Origin of the sequence: Spiroplasma endosymbiont of Megachile willughbiella, assembly GCF_964273395.1 — a bacterium.
In the GTDB taxonomy this organism is placed as follows: domain Bacteria; phylum Bacillota_I; class Bacilli_A; order Mycoplasmatales; family Mycoplasmataceae; genus Spiroplasma_A; species Spiroplasma_A apis.
On sequence record NZ_OZ187005.1, the window covers coordinates 26447 to 49887 of the forward strand.

The following is a 23441-nucleotide window of genomic DNA, read 5'->3' on the forward strand; positions in this document are numbered from 1 at the left end:
ATAGGACAACTTAATAGCAAAATGTATTTGTTTTTTCTAAATTGTCGTAGGTAACATTTAAAAAAATGTAAAACCTAAATGTTTTATTGTAAAATTATATATAGAGATTTGAGGTAAGAGAATGAAAAAATTATTATCTATATTCAGTGTACTCACAGTATCTTCAGCCCCTATTGCTACAATCGTTTCATGTGGTGTACCCACAGAAACTTTATCAATAGAAACTAAAGATGGTTATAAGTTGAGTCAGTTCGACAATTCGACCAGCAAGGGAAAACTAGGCGCAATGTCTATTCAACTTTTAGAAGCGATAACTTTCACTGAGACAAAATATCAAAATAAAGAAAAACTAAAAAAGCAGCAAGAAACATTGGGAACAAATGGTCTTGGTTTATCTCTTGAAAGTTATTTGAAAAATCAACACGAAGAAAATAGCACTGTTTCTGAAGATTTAAAAAACTTTGAAGACTCATATTCTGCTAAGCGAAACACAAATTTCTCTTCAATCAAATACAATGGGGATGTAACAAAATATAATCCAGAAAATATAAAAACCTTTGAAGTAGTAACGGAAGTAGAGTCTGGTAAAGCCAAAAAACAATACTTGGCAACAGATGACAACGGTTATAAAATCAAAGGGCAAGGAACATCTTTAAAAGAGTATTTTAAAGATTTCGCAAAACCAGAGAGCGAAACAACCGGAGAAGAAGCGGAAAAAAAAGAACAATCATCATTAACAAACATTAAAAAAGAGTTTGACGAACGAGAAAATACTCTGATTATGGGGAATTTTAATGAAGTTTTAAAAAAAGAATTTAATACAAGTGAAATAGTTAAATCAAATCAAAACGAAGGTGAAGAAGAGAATACTCCAGTAAAAGCAAATAATTTAAATGAGGAAGGGTGAAAGCTTTTTTTTGATAAGAATAATGAGTTGATTCAAAGCACTTCAACCTTTATACATGGGATGGGTAATTTAGGACAAGTTGTCTTGAAATTTGATGATATAAAGGATACCAAAACACCTAGGGAGTTTGAAATTACATACGATAATTTCGAAAATGTTGTGTTAAGATTTGATCTTAAAGGACAAAAGATCAAAGAAAAAAAGGATGGAGATAAGAGATGTGACACTTATCTATATTGGTACCAACCTGCAGGTTATCAATTTACTGACGAAAAAGCTCTAAGTAATTCTTCACTTAAAGATATATTTAAGAGTGTCGGTAAGTTACCAAAAATAACAATAAAAAAAATATAGAGATGCATAAGTAATTAACTAAAAAGCTGGATAATTTCTTAAGATTGGAGTGGAATAATTTGGGCTTCTACATAATTCTTAACTATGGAAACTATCAAGTTATTGACGCAAGTTTTAATAGGGTAGTGGCGACTTTTGTGAGTGAAATAGAAGCTCACAAATTTTTGCAATCCCTTTTAATGAATCCATCAAGTCATCTACCGACCAATTTTCAACCGATAAATCCAGTTTTAAATCCCCAAGGGTTTCAAAATAGTTCCAATATTATCAATGAATATCCCAGAATTACAAATCAGCCACCTTTTAGCGTAAATGCTGAGAGTCTTTTTAATTATGGAAGTTATGATGTAAATAGACAACGCACACCTATCGATCATTATCCTTTGAATAATCCCAATGATATTTTAAAAACAAATACTTCACACTATAATTATCACAATGAAAACCATAATGCGAAAGTCTTCGATGAGTATCAACCCAACTCTTTTCCCCAAAATAATCAGTATAACCCTAACCAAACTAGACAGTTCAATAGTGCATTTAGAGACCATCAAAGCTCATTTAGAGACCAAGCACACCAGCCTGAAGTTGAACATAATTATGCGCAAAAAGATAGTTACAATATTGAAAATGTAACTAATCGTAAACAAGATAATGTTGATTGACAGTATCATGAAAGCTGTGAGAACTGCCAAAGTATGAGGTCAAAAGGAGATAATTACCAAAACTCACATAACCACCAAATTGGCTTGGAAAGCGAATTAAGGGATACAAACAGAAATTATAGCAATCACAACCAAGAATATTGATCCAAAAAACATAACGGCGGAGGGATTTTCCCTCAAGAATTATCTAATAAAAATTATGAAGTACCAGAAAATAACAGTTTAGTGAGGGGTAACCCAAATACTGATGTCGGTAAGGAACAATCTCCAAAGGATATTCACAAAGCTCAACATTGAGATAAGAATGAATTAAAAGATAATGAACAATTTTACCGTGGTGAGAGACCGAACTTGAAAAAGACGGAGAACATAGAATGGGAAATAAAAGACAATCAACTATTTGAAGATAGTAAAGAATCTTTTGTGAACTCAAATAAAGAAACTAAGGAAATAGCAAATAACCAAGATCAAAGCTCGGGAGTGACTTATGATAAGAAAACTTACAACATGGGCTTTGATATCATGGAAACTGACGAATTAAAAACTGGAGACTTTGAGTTTATTGTTGAGAATAATAAAGACAAGAAAAACGTGTCTTTATTTAATGATGCCACAATCTCTCTAGATCAAAATTTATTAGAAAATGATCTGGAAGGAGCAATCATCCAAACCAACTTACCTGTTTTAAACAATACAGATGATGATAGTTTGGGTGAAGCTGCATTGTATAAAGAAAAAAAACAGCTAAACAAAACAAAAATATTTGAAAAAATGGAAAAAAATCCAAAAGTAAGTGATAAAATTAGTAAGAATAATGAATCGCTAGTACCGATAGAAACTATAGATTTAGAAAGAGCCGAGCTTGAAAACACACAAACAAGTGCTTTAAATAAATCCGTGATTCTCCCAATCAATAATCACTATATCAGTAACCCATTCCTTCCGAAAAGGGATGACAGTATAATTGATTTAGGTCCGATTGATGAGGATGACACTATATTTTCTACACCAAGGAAGGATGCTGACTCTGAGGAGTTAGAGAACATAGTTTTAACAAAAAAAGATAAAAAGCTTTTAAAAAAAGCAAAGAAAAAAGATGCAAATAATAGAAAGAGACTTAGCAAAGTGCTAAAGTAATCTAAATATGCAAAACGTCAAGAACGGATGAAAAATTTTATTCGAAAAGAATAATATTTCTGAAGGTATCAACAAAACCCTTTTAAAAATTAAGAATCTTAATAATGTATACCCCACTTACGAAGAGATTTTTCGTGTGTTTGAGTTGGTAGACGTCCCCGAAGTTCAGGTTGTAATATTAGGTCAAGATCCTTATCATAAACCTGGAGTAGCTAATGGAATTGCATTTAGTTGTGCCAACAATATAAACGCTCCTCCGAGTTTGAAGAACATATTTAAAGAATTAAAAAATGATTTAGATATAGATCACACTTTAAATAATGATCTCTCTAGTTGGGTTAAGCAAGGGGTCCTCTTGTTAAATACTTGCTTAACCGTTGAAAAAGGAAAACCAGGTTCTCACAAAAACCTAGGTTGAGAAGAACTTATAATTAAAATTTTGAATCAACTAAATAAACAAAATAAAAATATTATTTATTGTTTATGAGGAAATCACGCAAAAAACTTATATAATAATCTAGAATACTTAAATAAACTTGTGATCTTTTCAGCTCACCCTTCGCCTTTTAGTTATAAAAAGGGATTTGAGGGCAGCAAACCATTTTCAAAGATCAACAATATTCTTAGTTGTTTGGGAAAAAATCCAATAAATTGGGAAAAGTAAGGGGAATTAATTATCATGCAAAAGTTTGCCGAAATCCTTTTGAAAGGAAATAATTTGGCTTATGCCGCTTCTGGTCTCATAGGTCTTTTTATTTTAGCTTATATAGTCTATAACTCGTTATCTTATCTAGTTTTAAAGGAAAGATATCACGGGATAAGGTTTACTACCAAAAATATTGCCTATATAACAATGTTCACTGCTGTCAGTGTTAGTGTGACTGTCGTTATATCTTTAACGGTTCCTATTACTGTATTTCCCCCTGTAAGAATTGCATTTGAAGGTGTAATGGTTAAAATCACAGGATTCATTTTTGGTCCTATTGTTGGAGTAATTGTGGGTTTAATTACCGAGGCTCTTGTTATGATATTTGTACCTTCGTTTGTACACCCTGCTTACATAATAGTTATAATTTGTTATGGTTATATAGCTGGTATAGGTGCTAGTTTCTTAAGGGTTGGTAAAGGTAACAATTGAGTAACACTAGCGTTAGTGAATATATTTTTAATTGGTTTCGCTCTTTTGATGGCATATCTGATTGATTTTGCCAACTTAGAAAGCGGGATTGAATTTTTCGGTTTTACAATGAGTAAAGAAGTTTTTAAATGAGTTTTCATAGGTTCTGTTATGACTTGTATATTTTTAGTCTGAACATTCACAATAGTTTTCATGGCTAAAGGTCATAATAAAGTATTAAACACACTACTTCCAATTGTGTTATTTGCTTCGGCAGCGGAATATTTGGTAACGGCCGTTATATCCGCGTGGGGTGATTACGAGTTTCTTGGTTTAAACACCGGAAAAGAAAACGGAGTAGGCTACGAAAGTGGTTATGTCTTGATGCTTATGAGTCGCCTTGTTCAGGCACCTCTAAAAATAATATTCAACTCAGCGGTTTTATATTTTACATATAAAGCTGTATCACCACTCATAAAAACCGATAGATAGCGGGAGATTCAAAATATGAAGTTATATGATTCTTTGTCATCCGAAGTTAAGGAAATTGATGTTCCAAAATATTGTATTTATACTTGTGGTCCAACAGTTTACAGTTATATACACATAGGTAATGCAAGACCTTTAATTTTAACAGACATAATTATCAGATACTTAGATTACAAAAACATCAAACATAAATATTTATTAAATATTACTGATATTGACGATAAAATAATTAACCAAGCCGAGGTAGAAGGCATTCCTGAAGAAGATTACGCTAAAAAATATACAGAGTCTTTTTTAGAAGATATGAAAAATCTTAATGTTAAAAAGCCGGAAAAAATCATATCAATCTCTGAGAAGATTAACGAGATTGTAGATTTTATTGATATGCTCATAAAAAGTGGTCATGCATATGAAGTTGATGGAGACGTCTATTTCAATGTAAAATCACTTGAACAAAAATATGGTAATTTGTCTAAACAAAGCATTGAGGAATTAGAAGTTGGAAACAGAATTGAAGAAAATAAAAACAAGATCAATCCACAAGATTTCGTACTTTGAAAAAAAACAACTAAAGGAAAAAAATGGTTATCGAAGTGAAGTCTAGGAAGACCTGGATGGCACACAGAGTGTGTGGCACTTATAGATGGCTTCTTTAGTAATACTATAGATATACATGTTGGTGGTATTGATTTAAAGTTCCCACATCATGAAAACGAAAGAATTCAATATATCGCAAAGAAATCTTGTGAACTATCAAATGTGTGACTGCATAACGGTCACCTATCAATTGATAACATTAAAATGTCAAAATCTTTGAAAAATACAATATTAGTTAAGGATTTCATAAGAGATTATGGAGCCAATGAGTTAAGATATATATTCTTAAACAGTAATTACAAACAACCTATAAACATTAATCAAGAGACATTAAAACAATCTTCTGAGTGGGTTTCGAAAATTGAAAACTTATTAAGGAAGATGAATTGATCAATTGCCTGTGATTATATAAAGATAAATAATAAAACGCCAATTGACGATGATTTCAATTCGTATAACTACGTTTCAAGATTTAGAAGCTATATTAATAATGACTTAAATACACCAATGATTATTTCTTTAATTAATGAAATGGTGAAAAACATCAATAAACAATTAGCTTTTAAAGAAGTGGACAAAACGTATGAAAAATTAGTTCTTATAATCAACACCCTAGGACTCAGGTTTGATATCAAAAACCTTAATAGCGAAAATGTGAAAAAGATTAGAGAATGGCAAGGGGCTTTATTAAAAAAAGATTTTGAAGTGGCGGATAAGTTAAGAGAAGAGTTAAAACATGAAAAAATCATCTAATAAAAAAAATTTAATCTACGGTAAAAATGTGGTTGAGAATGTAATAATAAACTTTCATAATCAAATTAAAGAAATCTATATATTGAAGGGTTATGCATTTAGTCAAGAAGCTTACTCAATAATAAAGAAGTACAACATTAAATGAACCTCGTGCGAGAAAGAAACTTTTTCAAAATTTATACAAGAAAAAGTTACCCACCAAGGGATAATTGCAGAGGTAAAACAGTTTCAATACTCAAAATTAGATGACATAATAGATTATTCAAACACTCAACAAACAATTCTTATTTTAGATCGAATACAAGACCCAAACAACTTTGGAGCAATTATTAGAACCTCATCCCTTTTTGATGTGACCGGAATTATAATTTTAGATCACAATCAAGTGGATGTTACACCAACAGTAGTTAAAGCTTCTGCAGGAGCAATTTATTGTACCCCAATAGTTAAAGTCTCAAATATTAGTAATGTAATAAATGTTTTAAAAGAGAAGGGTTACTGAATCTATTGTTCTCTTTTAACTGAAGAGTCAATTAGTATCAATGAATTAAAATTTGATAAAAAAACTGCAATAGTTTTAGGAAGTGAAGGTGAGGGTGTGCTCAAAAAAAATGCATCTCATTCTGATTTCTGTTTTAAAATTCCAACTAGTAATAAAATTAATTCCTTAAATGTATCTGTTGCGGCAGGTATAATTTTGTACGAAAGAAGTAAACAAAATTAAAATTAAAGAAGTTATTTTTACCTTAATTGTAGATTATTTTCCAGAGTTGCCTGAAGATCAGGCAAAATGGTTAGCATGAGTCATTAATCAAAATATTAGCAAATGCGCATTTTTAAACAAAGATATATTTTTAGAACCCGAAGATTTAATAACTGCAACATATTTTGCCTTAAAAGAAGTGCGGTCAAAGTATGTAACATATAAAGGAATCAAGTTAACAACATACACAATGTTTATAGTTAAATTGCGGTTATTAGATTATGTGCGACAAGCACGAAGAAAAAGCGAAAAAAACCACATTAAAAGAAGGAGTTTTTATTCAGAAGATTATTTAGATGGTGTTGAATACGACCTAGAAATATTTTCTTTCTCACAATATCAAAGCTCTAAAATAACAAGAGAAATAATTGAAATGATAAATGAATACATTGAAAGTATAGAAGATGAAACACACAAAAAAGCATTAATTTATTTGTGTATGGGAGAATCTAAATACAAAATATGTGAAATTTTATCAATCAAAAGACGGGATTTAGAAAGATATAGAATCAAGTTAAAAAAGTATTTAATTAGTTTGATAAATGGCTCAAGTAATATATAATTATTTGGTAAGAAAAGAGCTGTTTCATATGCCAAAAAACATTAAGAAAGTCATTCTAGTATGTAGTGAATGCTTAGAAAGAAACTATACGATCCAAAAAAGCTCATTATCTCAAAAAGAAAGACTTGTAATAAAAAAGTTTTGTAAAACTTGTAATGCCCACACTACCCACAAGGAGACTCGATAATATGAGTAATAAGCAGAAAAAAAATGAAGATAAAGCAAAAGCTAAACTTATAAAAATTGAGCAAAAAAATGCTTTAAAAGAAGCCAAAAAACGAGAAAAAGCTCTTAAAAACGAGCAAATGAAGGAACTTTACAAGCAGTTGGATAGTGATAGTGGACTAACACAAGAAGAAAAACTAAAAAAAGCTAAAGAAACAAAAATTAAAAAACACAAAGAAAAAATAAATTATAAACTAGCACTAAAAGAAGCACCAATTAAAATGTTGAAAGAGATCAACAAAATTAAATGATCAGACAGAAATAATCTCGGATCTAAGTTTTTGTGGGTTATCATATTCCTTTTAATATTTGGTATATTTTTCTACGCAGTTGATTATGGTTTACAATGATTATTTGTAATAACAAAGATCATATAGGAGGTAATAAGAGTGGAAAGCACTTTGATAAATTTAGAAGAAGAACTAGAGTCTTACAAAGGTCAATGATTTGTTATTAACTGCAATAGTGGTCACGAAGAAAGAGTACGTGGAGATTTACTTCAAAAAGTAGAAACATCTAGTTTAGAAGATAGAATTTTTAATATTAGAATAGCAAAAGGACCAGTTAATGGGAAAAATAATAAAGTAGTCGAAAAAAATAAATTTCCAGGATACATCTTTATTAATATGTTGATGACAGATGAAACTTGATTTATTGTTCGTAACACACCTGGTGTCACTGGTTTTATAGGTTCATCAGGTAAAGGTGCAAAACCGCTTCCATTAACTAGTGAAGAAGTTTCTAGAATGCTAGATGTTCAAGTCGAAGAAAAGACTAAAAAAACTCATTCAAAAGGCCAACCAAATCAGTCTAAAAAAGAAAAGATCTTATTTGAAGCTGATTTTAAAATCAAAGAAGTGGTCAAAGTCAAAGACGGACCTTTTGCAAATACCGAAGGACAAGTTGTCGAAATGGATTTTGAAAAAGGTGTCGCAGTTGTTAATATTGAATTATTCGGAAGAATTACACCAACAGAATTTGAGTTCAACAGCTTGGAGTTGGCTTATAAATATTAAAATAAAACTTTGGGTCACCAAAGTTTTGTTATATAAAGGAGATTATAATGAAAACAATCAAAGTTCAATTACAATTAATTGATGGCAAATGTATAAATCTTGATTTATATCCTGACTTAGCCCCAATAACTGTAGAAAATTTTTTAAAACTTGTAAAAAGTAACTTTTATAAAAATTTGATATTCCACAGAGTTATAAATGGTTTTATGATTCAAGGTGGTGGATTAGACCAAAATATGGTTGAAAAAGAAGCACCTAATACTATTAAAGGTGAGTTCTCGGTAAACGGGTGAAATAAAAATACTACAACTCTTTCTCATGAACCTGGTGTTGTTTCTATGGCAAGAACTAGTATATTAGACAGTGCTTCTAGCCAATTTTTTATCGTTACAGGAGATGCAAAATTTCTAGATGGTCAGTATGCTTCTTTTGGAAAAGTCTCTGATGAAAAAAGTATGGACATTGTCAAGGATATTGAAAAAGTTAAAACTATGTCAAAGAGTTATCATGATGATGTTCCTATAGATCCAATTATTATTAAAACAATAACGATTTTAGAATAATTTGTGATAATATTATTTATGGCAGATTTTAATTGTGGAAGTATAGACCAGTATGTGTTTATGCGATATGACCACAGCGAAAACGGAGGTGTTGTTCGTGGCAAAAAAAATCACACGTATAGCAAAATTGGAATTTATGGCAATGCAAGCAAAACCAGGAGCTGAATTAGCATCACTTGGAATTAACATGCCCCAATTCACACAACAATTTAATGAAGCCACTAAAGAAAGAGCTGGGGAGGTAGTCCCTGTAGTTATAACTGCATATGACGACAAGTCTTTTGACTTTGTTTTAAAAACTACCCCAGCAGCGTTTATGTTAAAAAAAGCAGCAGGAATACAAAAAGGTTCAAAAACACCTGGTAAAGAAGTTGTTGCAACTTTAACAGCTGACGATATTAAAAAGATAGCAGAGTACAAAATGCCAGACTTGAATGCTCACACAATTGAGGCAGCAATGAAAATTATTGAAGGATCAGCAAAAAATATGGGTATCAAAGTAACTGGTATGCCTGAAAAGGAAGCTAAATAGTTATGAGAAAATTAAGCAAAAAGTTTAAATTAGCTAACGATAAGGTAGACAAAACAAAGCTTTACACTATCACTGAAGCAATTAAGTTAGCAAAAGAAACTTCAATAACTAAATTTGACTCGACTGTTGAAATTGCTTTCAACCTAAATGTCGATCCAAGACATGCTGACCAACAAATTAGAGGTGCATTAGTATTACCTGGCGGTACCGGAAAAACACAAAAAGTTTTAGTTTTAACAAAAACAAAAGTAAAAGAAGCACAAGAAGCTGGCGCAGACTTCGTTGGAGCAGAAGAATTAATACAAAAAATTCAAAAAGAAAGTTGATTCGAATACGATGTTATTGTAGCTACTCCAGAAATGATGGCTGAACTAGGTAAAATAGGTAAAGTATTAGGACCAAAAGGTCTTATGCCAAACCCTAAAACCGGAACTGTTACTACCGATGTAAAAAAAGCATTGGAAGAAATTAAAAAAGGTAAAGTTGAGTATAGAACCGACAAAGAAGGAAACATACATTCGATAATCGGTAAAGTTTCATTTAATGAAGACAAATTACTACAAAATTACCAAGCAATTTTTGATACAATCAAGAAAGCTAAGCCAGCAGCTGTTAAGGGAACATACATTAGAAATATTTCATTATCTACTACAATGGGTCCTGGAATAAAAGTTCTTATCGAAAATTAAAATTTCAAACCTGTACTCAAACGTACGGGTTTTTATTTTTTTGTACAAAATTTAATAACACTAAATATACCTATTTGTGATGCGAATCATTTTTTCTATGGTTGTGTTCCTTGATTCATACACAACCATAAAGTTGGGTATGAACCAAATCGATTTTAGAGTTCAACTAATATATTTAAAATATATGAAAGGTAATGATTTTTTTGTGGTAATATAAAAATGCTATTCGTACCAAAGAAAGTAACTGGGAATCCCTTAATTTGTTACCGAGGAATGAAATTACATATTTAAGCACTTTAAGTGTGAGTTATTGTATTTTTAATTTACCTCGGAACTACGTTTCGAGGTTTTATTCTGATTACTAAAATAATGAAAAGGAGGTTATGTATATGAAACTTGCAAGACCGGCACATGCCAAAAAAAACGAAATTGTTAAAGAGCTTTGTGACAGAATTAAAAATTGTAAAGGTTTAGCTATAGCTGATTACAAAAACCTGTCTGTTGCACAAATGACTGATTTAAGAAATCAAGCTCGTGAACAAGGTATATTTGTTAAAGTTTATAAAGATTCTCTAGTAAAAAGAGCTATGGAAGAATTAAAAATAACAGGTCTAGATCCTTATTTAGTTCAACAAAATGTTTATATATTTTCTGATGAAGAAGCTTTATATCCAGCAAAACTTGTAGCAAATTTTGCAAAGACTAATCCAGATTTAGAACTTAAAGCTGGTATATATGAGGGTACTGTTCTTGATACAGCAGCGATCACTGAAATTGCTTCTCTTCCATCAAAAGACGAATTATACTCAATGTTCGCTTCATCTCTTATTTACCCATTACGTCAATTCATGTTGACTGTAAAAGAAATAGCAAACACAAAATCAGAATAACAAAATAGAATTAAGCGTACAAATAGCGATTTTTAAAGAAAAAGGAGACACATAAAATGGCAATTACAAAAGATGATATTATAAAAGCATTAGAAGAAATGAAACTTACTGAATTAAATGATTTAGTTAAAGCAATAGAAGATCACTTCGGAGTTGTTGCAGCAGCCGCAGTTGCAGCACCAGCAGCCGCAGGAGCTTCTGCAGCACCAACTGAAGTTAATGTTATGTTAACTAATCCAGGTGGAAACAAAGTTTCTGTTATTAAAATAGTTAAAGAATTAACTGGTTTAGGTTTAATGGATGCAAAAAAATTAGTAGACGGAACTCTACCTGTAACTATTAAAGAAAACGTTAAAGTTGAAGAAGCAGAAGAAATGAAAAAACAACTAATGGATGCTGGGGCATCAGTTGAGTTGAAATAATTTCATACGATTTAAATAATCCCAAAAGGGTTATTTTTTTTATTTAAAATATATTTAAGGAGATAATTTATGCCGCGTTCTAAAAAAATCTTTATTTTAAATGAATATATTACTAATAAGAATATTGAAATCGGTGACTATACTTATTACTACTCTCTTGATGGAGAAATGGGAGCGAGAGACTTTCAAAATAAAAATATACTTTATCATTTTCCAGATATTTATGGTGACAAGTTAGTTATTGGTAAATATTGTGCGATTGCCCATGATGTTAAGTTCATTATGAACGGGGGCAATCATAGAATGGATTCATTCTCAAGCTTTCCGTTTGAAATGTTCGATAGTTTCAAGAAAGGGTTAAGTTTAAAAACCCCAAAAGAAAAAGGTGACACTATTGTTGGTCACGATGTATGGATAGGGCTTGGTGCAACAATCATGCCCGGTATTACTATTGGTAATGGTGCAATAATTGGTGCTATGTCAGTTGTCACAAAAGATGTGGAACCATATTCGATAGTCGCTGGAAATCCTGCCAAACAGATCAAGAAAAGATTCAGTACTTCCGAAATAACTGCCCTGCAAATGGTAAAATGATGGGATAAGACACACGAAGAACTCTTGAAGTTAATACCAGAGCTTTTAAATAAAACAAATTGATAAAGACCTACTAATTCAGAAAAAATGAAAATTAATTGCAAATACTATTGATTTAATTGTCTAATTCATATAGAATTTGTTTGCGTATGTTTTACTCGAATGGAGGCTATTTGATGAGTTATAAAGTAAAAAATGTAAATGCATTAGTTCAAAGACGTGACTATACAAAGGTATCTGGTGATCTTGCACTGCCAGACCTTATAGAGTTACAAACTAAGACATTTAAATGATTTTTAGATGAAGGAATAAAAGAGGTTTTCGACGAGGTATTTCCAGTTGTATCTGCTGATGGTGATATAATACTAACATTAAGTAATTGAAGTTTTAGAGAACCAAGATTATCTATTGTTAAGGCAAAAGAAGAATCAAAAATCTTCGAGGCACCGATTTATGCAGATCTTTCACTAACAATCCATCAAGAAAATGTGGAAATATTCAAAGAGGATATTTCAGGTGACATGCAGACCTTTTTAAAAGGCTGACTGCAAGAAAAAATAGAATCATCGGGGGTAGAATTTAAAAACAGCCAAGATAAGCTGTACTTTTTTGAGTTCAAATCTAAAACCGGTGACAAAGATTCTATTCAAATAGAAATAATTGAAGAGAAAGATGACTTATATTTAGCAAATATTGACATCTACAAAACAGGAGAAGTATTCTTTGGAGAGTTCCCTCTTATGACTGATAGAGGAACATTCATAATAAACGGAAGTGAAAAAGTTGTGGTTTCTCAACTAGTTAGATCTCCGGGGAGTTATTTCAAAACTGAATTAAACAGAAAAAATGGAGAGACTATCTACTATGCGGATATAATTCCTTCAAGAGGAACATGATTAGAATTTGAAGTTGACTCAAAAAAATTATTAGACAACAAAGTTGCAAATGTATTTTACGTAAAAATTGATAAGTCTAGAAAAACAACAGCGACAAGCTTATTAACATCTTTCAAGATGGATAAAGAAACTATACTTGAATTGTTCGACAACGACCCAGTTATAACAACAAGTTACGAGCAAGACTCACTAGTTGGTGACATAAATATTGATTGAGAAAATCAAGTTCAAGAAATTTATAAAAAAATTCGACAAGGTGAAACAGCAACAGCTGATGGAGCAAGTAAATATCTTTATGGTCTTCTATTTGATAAAAGAAAATATGACTTGACAAAAGCTGGAAGGTTTAAGTTACAACAAAAATTAGCTGTAAAAAACAGACTTGTTGGAAGAGTGTTAGCTGAAGATCTTGTTGATGTTTCTGGAAAAGTGATTTTTGAAAAAAACACAGAGATAACAAAAGATATGTACAAAGAGGTTGAACGAGTTCTTGATAATGGTGCTATGGTGCACAGGGTCTCATTTAACGAATTAATTAAATCTTCAAATGAAATTCAAAGAGTTAAGGTTTATAAAGATAATGATTTAAGAGATGAAGTTACAACAATAATAGGGATAACAAATACTTCTAATGATGAATTTATAAATGTAACTGATATTATTGCTACTATTTCATATGCAATAAACTTAATGGATGATATTGGTGAAGTCGATGATATTGACCACCTAGGAAATAGACGTGTACGTACAGTTGGAGAACTACTTCAAAATCAATTCAGAATTGGAATGATGCGTATCGAAAAGAATGTTAAGGAAAAATTAGCAACTTCTAATCCTTTTAAAATGAAACCATCAAGTATCATAAATAATAAACCACTTACTGCAATAATTGGTGAGTTTTTCAACTTATCACAATTATCTCAGTTCATGGATCAAACAAACCCACTAGCAGAACTTACAAACAAACGTCGTTTAACTGCTCTTGGACCAGGAGGTTTGAGTAGAGATAGAGCTGCACTTGAAGTGCGTGACGTTCACCCTTCACATTACGGGAGAATTTGTCCTATCGAAACTCCAGAGGGACCAAATATCGGGTTGATAAACAACTTGTCTACTTATGCACGTATTAATAAATATGGATTTATCGAAACACCTTATAGAAAAGTAGAAAACGGTAAGGTTCTTATCAATGAATATGAATATCTAACTGCTGATAAAGAAAGAGATTATGTTGTTGCGCAGGCAAACATCCAAATAGACGCAAATGGTAAAATCCTAGACGACAGTGTGATAGCTCGTTATAGAGGAGATGACATAATGGTACCACCTATGGATGTTGATTATGTCGATGTTTCTCCAAAACAAATTGTCTCAATTGCAACATCTTGTATACCGTTTTTAGAAAACGATGATGCCAACAGGGCACTTATGGGTGCGAACATGCAACGTCAAGCAGTTCCCCTTATCAATCCTGAATCACCAATAGTTGGTACAGGTGTTGAACACGAAGCTGCCCGTGACTCTGGTGATGCAGTTGTTGCCAAAGCTGATGGTATAGTAAAATATGTTGACTCAAGAAAAATAACTGTTGAAGAAAGTAGTGGAGTAAGAAACTATGTCCTAAACGACTTCAATAGATCGAATAATGGTACAGCTATTACTCACATCCCGATTGTTAAAGTGGGAGATAAAATTAAAGAAAGAGATATATTAGCTGATGGTCCTTCAATGGAAAACGGAGAATTAGCATTAGGTCAAAACTTAGTCGTTGCGTTTACCACTTGAAATGGGTATAACTATGAAGATGCTGTAATCCTTTCAGAAAGAGTTGTAATCGATGATCGATTCACTTCAATACATATTGATGAATACACAATCGAAAGAAGACAAACTAAACAAGGACCAGAAGAAATTACTAGAGAGATTCAAAATATAAGTGAAGCTAGCAAAAAACATTTAGATGAAGAAGGTATAGCTGCTATTGGTTCAGAGGTTAAGGTGGGTGATATCCTTGTAGGAAAAGTTACACCAAAATCTCAAACTCAATTATCACCTGAAGACAAATTATTACATGCAATATTTGGTGAAAAATCAAGAAATGTAAAAGATAATTCTTTAAGAGTTCCTAATGGTGGAGAAGGTATCATCAAATCTATTAAAAGATTTAGTAGAGCAGATGGTCATGATCTACCCGCAGATATTCTAGAGATTATCAAAGTATACGTAGTTCAAAAACGTAAAATTCAAGAGGGAGATAAAATGGCTGGAAGACACGGTAATAAGGGTGTTATTTCAAAAATTTTACCAATTGAAGATATGCCACATACAGAAAACGGAGTACCTGTTGACATTATGTTAAATCCACAGGGGGTTCCATCACGTATGAATATAGGACAAGTTTTAGAAATACATTTGGGAATGGCAGCTAAGAAATTAGGAATAAAAGTAAGTACTCCTGTTTTTGAGGGTGTCAAAGAAAATGAGTTAATTGAAATCATGGAAGAAGCCGGAATGGAAAACTATGGTAAAGTTAAACTTATCGATGGTAGAACAGGTGAAGCATTTGACAAACCAATATCTGTTGGTGTTATGTATATGTTAAAACTTTCACACATGGTTGATGATAAGTTACACACAAGAAACATTGGTCCTTACTCATTGATTACTCAACAACCATTAGGTGGAAAAGCACAAAATGGGGGACAAAGATTTGGAGAAATGGAAGTTTGAGCTCTTGAAGCTTATGGAGCTGCTTACACATTGCGTGAAATTCTAACTATCAAATCAGATGACATCAAAGGACGTATAAAAACTTATGAATCTATTGTTAGATCTAAACCAATCCCTAAACCAAGTATCCCAGAATCTTTCAATGTTCTTACAAAAGAGATTATGGGACTTGGATTCGATATGCATATGATAGACGAAGAGGGAAACAAAGTACAAATTAACGCTTACGATGAGTCAGAGATTGAAACTGAATACGACAATCTTCACTTACCAGAACAAGTAGAAGCCTTCGATGCAGATGATGTTGAGGAATTCTCTGAAGCTTCAGAAGAAGATGAATTATTTTTAGATGACGAAGAGTTAAGCTTAGATGAAGCGGAAATCGACGAAGATTTTGATTTATCAAACATAGATTAATAAGGAGAAGGATAAAATGGGAAACCCAAATAAAAGAATGATAAAAATAGAGCTTGCTTCTCCTGATGTGATTAGATCTTGATCACGTGGTGAAGTAACAAAACCAGAAACAATAAATTATAAGACACTGAAAACCGAAAAAGAAGGTCTATTTGACGAAAGAATCTTTGGACCAACTAAAAACTACGAATGTAGTTGCGGTAAATATAAAAAAGTTAAAAATAAGGGAAAAGTTTGTGAACGTTGTGGAGTTGAAATTACTGAGTCAATAGTAAGACGTGAACGAATGGGACATATCGAATTAGAAGAACCAGTTACACATATATGAATGCTTAAAGTAGCTCCTTCAAGAATCGCCTCAATTTTAGATTTAAAAACAAAAGAAGTTGAAGAGGTAGTATACTTTGTAAGTCATATTGTTCTTGATCCTGGAAACTCACGTCACCTTAAAAGAGGACAAGTACTAGATCTTGGTAATGCAAAAGCAAGTTTAAAAACTAGAGAGAAGCTCTTGAAAACATTGGAAGACATCAAGGTAAACCTTGAACCAGAATCATTACAATGAAAAAGAGCGGAAATCTTAATACAACAACTTAAATCTCCGCAAACACCATTCTCAATGGATGAGGCAGCTTCATTCATTTCAAGAAATATTCAAGCTAAGTTTGGTATTGGAGCAAGTGCAATTGAAGAACTTCTAAGTAATATAGATCTTTCTAAAGAAATAGCTAAGATTAAAGAAGATTTAAAAGAACGTAAAGGTTCAACCGAACAAAATAAACTTATGAAACGTCTTGAAGTTTTAGATTCACTACAAAAATCACAATCAAGACCTGAGTGAATGATATTACATGTAATACCTGTAATCCCACCAGATATTAGACCAATAATCCAATTAGATGGAGGAAGGTTTACAACATCTGAAATAAACGACTTATACAGAAGAATAATAATCAGAAATGAACGTCTTAAAAAAGTTAAAACAATGGGTGCACCAAGTATAATTGTTAATAATGAAAAACGTATGCTACAAGAAGCTGTTGATGCATTACTAGATAACGAACGTAAGCCAAGACCTGTAACCGGAAAAGACAAACGTGCTTTAAAATCTTTAACATCAATTCTTAAAGGTAAACAAGGACGTTTCCGTCAAAACCTTTTAGGAAAACGTGTTGACTACTCAGGGAGATCAGTTATTGCTATTGGTCCAGATTTAAAAATGTATCAAGCAGGAATTCCTCGTGATATGGCTATCACGTTGTTCAAGCCATTTGTTATAAGAAGACTACAAGAAAATGAGTTAGCTGAGAATGTAAAAGTAGCGGAAAAAATGATCGCTGCAAATGATTCTAAAGTTTGAGACGTACTTGAGGAAGTTATAAAAGATAGACCAGTATTGTTAAACCGTGCACCGACTCTTCACCGTTTAGGTATTCAAGCATTTGAACCTAAATTAGTAAAAGGGAAAGCTATTCGTTTACACCCTCTAGTAACAACTGCATTTAACGCCGACTTTGATGGTGACCAAATGGCAGTCCATTTACCAATTAGTGATGAAGCGGTTGCTGAGGCAAGAGCTCTTATGCTTGGAAGTAAGGCAATTTTGGGTCCTAAAGACGGAAAACCAATTGTAACTCCAACACAAGATATGATTCTTGGAAACTATTACATTACAACTGAAGAAAAAAGTAATGAAACAAATCAAGTAAAAGGAGAAGCAACTATATTCTCTTCTTGCGAAGAAGTTCATATAGCATACGAAACTGATACAGTCTCTCTAAATGCTATCGTTGCAATACCAGTTAGTGAACTTAAAAATAAAATGTTTAGTCATGAAGACCAAGACAAATATCTAATCACCACAGTCGGAAAAATTATTTTCAATCAAATGTTCAATGAAGAGTTCCCTTGAATTGTTAATAACAATATATTGAATGCTGAAGAAGAAATTAAAAAATTCTTATTACCTTCCGATATTGATTTACGTAAATATATTCAAGAAGAATATGTAATACAACAACCAATCAAGAAAAAAGAACTCTCATTAATAATTGAAAGATACTTTAAAGCATACGGTGCACAAAAAACTGCACAAATGCTAGATAATATGAAGGACTTAGGATTCAAATACTCTTCAAAGTCTGGAACTACAATTAGTGCAGCCGATGTTGTTGCTTATACTGAAAAGTTTGAAGATTTCAAAATTGCGGATGAAAAAGTTGCACAAATTACAGAGTTTTACAACCTTGGTATGTTAACTAAGACCGAGAAAAAACGTCGTGTCATAAATGTATGATCACAAGTAAAAGATAAAATTCAAACAAAACTAGAAGATGTTCTTAAAAAGGATACAAAAAACCCAATCTTTGTGATGGCTGATTCTGGTGCCCGTGGTAATGTTTCTAACTTCACACAACTTGTAGGTATGAGGGGACTTATGAATGACCCTAAGGGTGATATTAAAGAAATTCCGATTAAATCTTCTTTTAGAGAAGGTCTAACAGTTTCTGAATACTTTATTTCAACCCACGGTGCGAGAAAAGGTATGGCCGATGTGGCTCTTAAAACAGCTGACTCTGGTTATTTAACAAGAAGACTTGTAGACATATCACAAGAAATCATTGTAACCGAAGAGGACTGTGGTACAAGCAAAGGATTTAATGTGCATTCAATTGTTGAAACAAAACATGATAACATAATTGTTCCTTTGAAAGACCGACTTGTTGGTAGATATATTTTCGAAACAATTAGAGATCATACTGGTAAAATCATTGTTGAAACAAATGATTTAGTAACAATTGACATAGCTGACGAAATAATTAAGTCCGGTGTTGAGGAAGTTAACATTAGAACTGTCTTGACTTGTGATACCAATAGAGGTGTTTGTCAAAAATGTTACGGTATCAACTTAGCAACTGGTGACCCTGTTTCAATTGGGGAACCAGTTGGTGTAGTTGCTGCTCAATCAATTGGTGAACCCGGAACACAACTTACAATGCGTACATTCCATACTGGTGGTGTTGCTGGTGGAGCCGATATTACCCAAGGGCTACCACGTATTAAAGAGTTACTCGATGTTACAACACCAAAAGGTTCAATTGCAATCATATCTCAAATCGATGGTGTGGTTAAAGAAGCGAAAGAAGAAGATGGAATATTGTCTATAACAGTTACTTCAGACCAAGATGAGAGAAAATATAAATCTCAATATGGTGCAATTACGCGTGTTAAAGAAGGTGACGAAGTTACAAGGGGACAAAAACTTACCGAAGGTGCAATAAATATTAAAGAATTGCTTGAGGTAGCTAGAATTGAAGATGTTCAAAATTACATATTAAAAGAAGTTCAAAAAGTTTACCGTTTACAAGGTATTGAAATTTCTGATAAATATATAGAAATAATTGTTAAACAAATGTTAAACAAAGTAAAAATAATTGATTCTGGAGATACTCCACTTCTTCCAGGAGAAATTATATCTTCACGAAATTATCGAACAGAGGTTTTAAAAGCTATTGAAGCCGGACAAAAACCTCCATTAGCAAAACACGTAATATTTGGAATTAAAAAAGCACCACTTGAGTCTGATTCTTGATTATCAAGTGCGTCATTCCAAGACACAGCCCGTGTTCTTGTTAAAGCAGTTATCAAGGGTAAAGTTGATAAACTTGAAGGTTTAAAAGAAAACATTATGTTAGGAAACTTAATCCCTGCTGGAACTGGATTAACAGGATCAGCTGATATTATTCAAAGAGGTAAAGACACTTACGACTCAGAATATTAAAACTTGTTTTATAACAAGTTTTTTTAATTGAAATGAAAAAATGGTGTATAGTTTTATCAGGGGGAAAGTAGTTTGAAAATATATATAGGAAATGATCACGCAGCAGTAGAAATGAAAAATGCTATAGTTGATCATCTTGAAAAAAACAACATACAAGTTGAAAATATCGGTACCGATTCAAACGAAGCTGTTGATTATCCAGATTATGGTAAAAAAGTAGCTTCCTTGGTTGTTAATGACGATAGTTCACTAGGTATTGTCATTTGTGGTTCTGGAATAGGTATTTCAATCGCCGCAAATAAAATTGACGGTGCAAGAGCAGCATTATGTTATGAAGAAGAGACAACAATTCTTGCAAGGCAACATAACAATGCAAATATACTAGCACTAGGAGCAAGAATATCAACTGTAGAAAAAGCAATAAGTCTTGTAGATTTATTTATTAATACTAAATTTGAAGGTGGCAGACACCAAAAAAGAGTGGAAAAACTTTAAAGGAGAAAAATGGCTTTTACAATTATTCAACATCCATTAATTATGGATAAAATAACAAGAATGAGAAGAGAAGAAACCTCATCAAAAGATTTTAGAGAAAATCTAAACGAAATAGGACAACTAATGGCCTATGAGGTATTTCGAAACATACCTCTGAAAGAGATAGAAATAAAAACACCTGTAACTAAAACTATCGGAGTAACTATTGATATTCCTGTTGTACTTGTTCCAATAATAAGAGCGGGGTTAGGTATGGTAGAGGGGATTCAGAAGCTAGTTCCCACATCTAAAATCGCCCATGTTGGTTTATACAGGAACGAAGAAACTTTAGAACCCGTGCAATACTTTGCTAAAAAAACTGAAGATATTGAAAATAGTTTTGTACTTGTTGTTGACCCAATGTTGGCAACAGGTGGTAGTGCATCAAAAGCTATTGAAATAGTTAAAGAATGAGGTGCTAAAAATATCAAATTTGTGTGCCTAGTTTCAGTTGAAAAGGGTGTTAAAAGATTGCAAAATGATCACCCTGACGTTGACATTTTCACAGCAAGTCTAGACCCTGTTTTAAATGAAAAAGGTTACATCGAACCGGGGTTGGGAGACGCTGGCGATAGAATATTTGGAACTAAATAACTTTAAAATTTTTTTTCACAAATTTATCTGTTTTTTAATTTATAGACTTATGTAAATTTTAGGAGTATTATATTTGAGATGGAACCTTAGGAATGGTAAGAAAGATGTTAAAAAATTTTTTTATTAAGTGAAAAAAGTTAATTTTGACCTTATTACCCGTTTATTCAATAATATTGACCATATTGATAACTCTTGGGGTTTTTAATAAAATTAGTTATTCGTGAAGTGCTGGTTTCTTATTATCAGTTTTCGCAGGTACTATGGCTTTTATATGTATAAAAGTATCGATCAAGACTTTGCTAAATGAGCAAAATCCATATCTTTACGTTTTTTTCTCAATATTGAGACTTGGCATATATGTGGTTCCATTCCTTATAAGTTTTTATTTACCAATGTACATAAATATATTCAGTGTAATGATTGGTTTAGGTTCTATTATCCTAACTAGTTTTTTTATAAATTTACTAGCAGATAATTCTATATAAGGCATAAAAAGGGGGATATTGGCAAGATGCAAGAAAATTTACAAAAAAATTGAAATCTTCTAAATCCACAACTTATATCAATATTTTTAACGTTTATCGTAATTTGTACATTTTGTATTGTTTATAACGTCAAAATCAGAAACAAAAAAGATGGGCAACAACTGAGCGGATTTTTGGTCTTAACCGAGACGTTTATCACTCAAGTTGAAAATATGATAGTAACAGTTATGGGTAAAGGTTTTAAACATTTGACACCATATGCGATGTACATATTTATGTATGTTGTGATATCATCCATACTAGCAATTCTTGGGTTTGAACCTTTAACAAGTTCATTTACAGTTACTCTCTCAATGGGACTAGTAACCTTTTTTGGAATATATTACTACGGGATAAGATATCAAAAGCTTGCTTTTTTTAAAAAATTTTTAAATCCTGTTGAACTACTAACACAATTTGTTCCATTAGTATCAATTTCATTTAGGTTATTTGGTAATATGCTGGGTGGTAGCATTATTCTAGGCTTGTTATACGGTACGATGATCGGTCTACAAGGAACAATTTTTGTAAAAGAAAATATCGCTAAGCTTGTTGAAGAAGACTGACATAGACAATTCACTTATTGGTGAGGAGGGTTCAACATCTTCACTACTGCACTAATGCCTTGACTTCATTTATACTTCGATTTATTTGATGGGGTCATTCAATCTATAGTGTTTGTTATGCTTACACTCTCATATTGAGGTAACGCAAAAGATGGTGAACACGAAACAGATGGAGATGCGTCCGAGTCTGAAAATATCAAAAAGCTAAAAAGAAAAGAAAAATTATCAAAAGAATTAAGAATTTAAAAAGGAGAACATAAAAATGTTTACAGAAGTACTTACAAATTTTTTCCTAAACTTTGGGGGAAATTGAATTACATTATTACCAATGTTTGCTGAAGGTAATATCGAAAAAGGATTAAAATATCTTGGTGCTGGGATCGCTGGTGTCGGGGTTTTTGGTGCTAGTTTAGGGCAAGGTATACTTGGTTATGGTGCATGTATGGCGATTGGAAGAAATCCTGAGGTTGCACCAAAAATAACTACAACAATGATTATTGTTGCTGGTATTAGTGAATCTGGCTCAATTTATGCCTTAGTTGTTGCCTTGTTGTTAATTTATGCAGTTAATTAATTTTTATCATACAGATACTTTGTTGACAAAGAGCGAATCAGCTCCTGGTGTACCAGATATTGTTAATAATTTATTTCCAAATCTACCAATGTTTATTGCTCACGTTCTTGCAACAATTGTAATAGTTATCTTTTTATCGAGACTTGTTTACAAACCTTTCAAAAAAATGATTGCTGAAAGAAGAAAAAAAATTAATGAACTTCTTGACGATGCCTCTGGAAAACAAGCTATTGCAAATAAAGATAAAAAAGATGCAGAGAAGCTTATAAATATTGCAAAAGTAGAGTCAAAAGAAATTGTTATTAAAGCTAAAGGCGAAGCAGATATACTAAAAATGGAAATTATTGAGAATGCACGTAAAGAGGCGGCAAATATCCAAAATCATGCGAAAAAAACAATTGAGTTTGAGAAAAATGAAGCCAACGAAGAAATACGTAAGCAAATTATTGATCTAGCATTTGAAGCCGCAAATAAAATTATGGATGTAAATGTATCTAATGATGTAAATAAAAAACTCATCGACGAGTTTTTGAATGGCTTAGGTAGTTAA

At 32.0% G+C, this 23441-nt stretch carries 24 protein-coding genes and 1 other annotated feature; all 24 genes read left to right on the forward strand.

What is annotated here, in order from left to right; genetic code table 4:
• Window positions 1-121: 121 nt before the first annotated feature.
• The 24 genes from ACI2WZ_RS00135 (at window position 122) to atpF (ending at window position 23441) form a co-directional block, all read left to right on the forward strand.
• Window positions 122-1261, forward strand: coding sequence for a hypothetical protein (locus ACI2WZ_RS00135; RefSeq protein WP_500244859.1), 1140 nt, complete (start codon window positions 122-124; stop codon window positions 1259-1261).
• Between the two features lie 44 nt (window positions 1262-1305).
• Window positions 1306-3063, forward strand: coding sequence for a hypothetical protein (locus tag ACI2WZ_RS00140; protein WP_500244860.1), 1758 nt, complete (start codon window positions 1306-1308; stop codon window positions 3061-3063).
• A 7-nt stretch (window positions 3064-3070) separates the two neighbouring features.
• Entirely contained in the window at window positions 3071-3727 is a 657-nt protein-coding gene (locus ACI2WZ_RS00145; protein WP_500244861.1) for a uracil-DNA glycosylase, read from the forward strand.
• A 15-nt stretch (window positions 3728-3742) separates the two neighbouring features.
• On the forward strand, window positions 3743-4672 hold the full coding sequence (locus ACI2WZ_RS00150) for an ECF transporter S component (RefSeq protein WP_023788811.1): 930 nt from the start codon (window positions 3743-3745) through the stop codon (window positions 4670-4672).
• 15 nt (window positions 4673-4687) lie between these two features.
• On the forward strand, window positions 4688-6019 hold the full coding sequence (gene cysS / locus ACI2WZ_RS00155; RefSeq protein ID WP_500244862.1) for a cysteine--tRNA ligase: 1332 nt from the start codon (window positions 4688-4690) through the stop codon (window positions 6017-6019).
• Window positions 6003-6743, forward strand: coding sequence for a 23S rRNA (guanosine(2251)-2'-O)-methyltransferase RlmB (gene rlmB, locus ACI2WZ_RS00160; protein ID WP_023788813.1), 741 nt, complete (start codon window positions 6003-6005; stop codon window positions 6741-6743). Before cysS ends, rlmB begins: the two co-directional genes overlap by 17 nt.
• Window positions 6744-6789: 46 nt before the next feature.
• Window positions 6790-7344, forward strand: a complete 555-nt coding sequence (locus tag ACI2WZ_RS00165; RefSeq protein WP_023788814.1) for a hypothetical protein — start codon at window positions 6790-6792, stop codon at window positions 7342-7344.
• A gap of 28 nt (window positions 7345-7372) precedes the next feature.
• Window positions 7373-7531 carry a 50S ribosomal protein L33 gene (rpmG, locus tag ACI2WZ_RS00170; protein WP_023788815.1) on the forward strand — a complete coding sequence of 53 codons (159 nt, stop codon included), beginning with the start codon at window positions 7373-7375 and terminating at the stop codon, window positions 7529-7531.
• 1 nt (window position 7532) lies between these two features.
• A complete protein-coding gene (gene secE, locus ACI2WZ_RS00175) occupies window positions 7533-7946 on the forward strand; it encodes a preprotein translocase subunit SecE (protein ID WP_500222474.1) in 414 nt (137 codons plus the stop codon).
• Between the two features lie 12 nt (window positions 7947-7958).
• The gene (nusG, locus tag ACI2WZ_RS00180; RefSeq protein WP_023788817.1) at window positions 7959-8585 is read left to right on the forward strand and encodes a transcription termination/antitermination protein NusG; all 627 of its coding nucleotides are present in this window, start codon (window positions 7959-7961) and stop codon (window positions 8583-8585) included.
• Between the two features lie 47 nt (window positions 8586-8632).
• Entirely contained in the window at window positions 8633-9148 is a 516-nt protein-coding gene (locus ACI2WZ_RS00185; RefSeq protein WP_500244863.1) for a peptidylprolyl isomerase, read from the forward strand.
• Between the two features lie 97 nt (window positions 9149-9245).
• Window positions 9246-9680: a 50S ribosomal protein L11 gene (gene rplK / locus ACI2WZ_RS00190; RefSeq protein ID WP_023788819.1), complete on the forward strand. Its 435-nt coding sequence runs from the start codon at window positions 9246-9248 to the stop codon at window positions 9678-9680.
• Between the two features lie 2 nt (window positions 9681-9682).
• A complete protein-coding gene (rplA, locus tag ACI2WZ_RS00195) occupies window positions 9683-10369 on the forward strand; it encodes a 50S ribosomal protein L1 (RefSeq protein WP_500244864.1) in 687 nt (228 codons plus the stop codon).
• 213 nt (window positions 10370-10582) lie between these two features.
• Window positions 10583-10731: a sequence feature (ribosomal protein L10 leader region), on the forward strand.
• A gap of 27 nt (window positions 10732-10758) precedes the next feature.
• Window positions 10759-11259, forward strand: coding sequence for a 50S ribosomal protein L10 (rplJ, locus tag ACI2WZ_RS00200; protein ID WP_023788821.1), 501 nt, complete (start codon window positions 10759-10761; stop codon window positions 11257-11259).
• Between the two features lie 56 nt (window positions 11260-11315).
• On the forward strand, window positions 11316-11681 hold the full coding sequence (rplL, locus tag ACI2WZ_RS00205) for a 50S ribosomal protein L7/L12 (protein WP_023788822.1): 366 nt from the start codon (window positions 11316-11318) through the stop codon (window positions 11679-11681).
• Between the two features lie 69 nt (window positions 11682-11750).
• On the forward strand, window positions 11751-12341 hold the full coding sequence (locus tag ACI2WZ_RS00210; RefSeq protein ID WP_023788823.1) for a CatB-related O-acetyltransferase: 591 nt from the start codon (window positions 11751-11753) through the stop codon (window positions 12339-12341).
• Between the two features lie 110 nt (window positions 12342-12451).
• The gene (gene rpoB / locus ACI2WZ_RS00215; protein WP_500244865.1) at window positions 12452-16318 is read left to right on the forward strand and encodes a DNA-directed RNA polymerase subunit beta; all 3867 of its coding nucleotides are present in this window, start codon (window positions 12452-12454) and stop codon (window positions 16316-16318) included.
• A 16-nt stretch (window positions 16319-16334) separates the two neighbouring features.
• Window positions 16335-20099: a DNA-directed RNA polymerase subunit beta' gene (gene rpoC, locus ACI2WZ_RS00220; RefSeq protein WP_500244866.1), complete on the forward strand. Its 3765-nt coding sequence runs from the start codon at window positions 16335-16337 to the stop codon at window positions 20097-20099.
• Between the two features lie 72 nt (window positions 20100-20171).
• Entirely contained in the window at window positions 20172-20594 is a 423-nt protein-coding gene (gene rpiB / locus ACI2WZ_RS00225; RefSeq protein ID WP_023788826.1) for a ribose 5-phosphate isomerase B, read from the forward strand.
• Window positions 20595-20603: 9 nt separating this feature from the next.
• A complete protein-coding gene (upp, locus tag ACI2WZ_RS00230) occupies window positions 20604-21227 on the forward strand; it encodes a uracil phosphoribosyltransferase (protein ID WP_023788827.1) in 624 nt (207 codons plus the stop codon).
• A 143-nt stretch (window positions 21228-21370) separates the two neighbouring features.
• Entirely contained in the window at window positions 21371-21712 is a 342-nt protein-coding gene (locus ACI2WZ_RS00235) for an MG406 family protein (protein ID WP_500244867.1), read from the forward strand.
• Between the two features lie 26 nt (window positions 21713-21738).
• The gene (locus ACI2WZ_RS00240; protein ID WP_023788829.1) at window positions 21739-22563 is read left to right on the forward strand and encodes a F0F1 ATP synthase subunit A; all 825 of its coding nucleotides are present in this window, start codon (window positions 21739-21741) and stop codon (window positions 22561-22563) included.
• An 82-nt stretch (window positions 22564-22645) separates the two neighbouring features.
• Entirely contained in the window at window positions 22646-22891 is a 246-nt protein-coding gene (gene atpE / locus ACI2WZ_RS00245; RefSeq protein ID WP_407636226.1) for an ATP synthase F0 subunit C, read from the forward strand.
• Complete coding sequence (atpF, locus tag ACI2WZ_RS00250; protein ID WP_023788831.1) at window positions 22878-23441, forward strand: F0F1 ATP synthase subunit B; 564 nt, start codon at window positions 22878-22880, stop codon at window positions 23439-23441. Before atpE ends, atpF begins: the two co-directional genes overlap by 14 nt.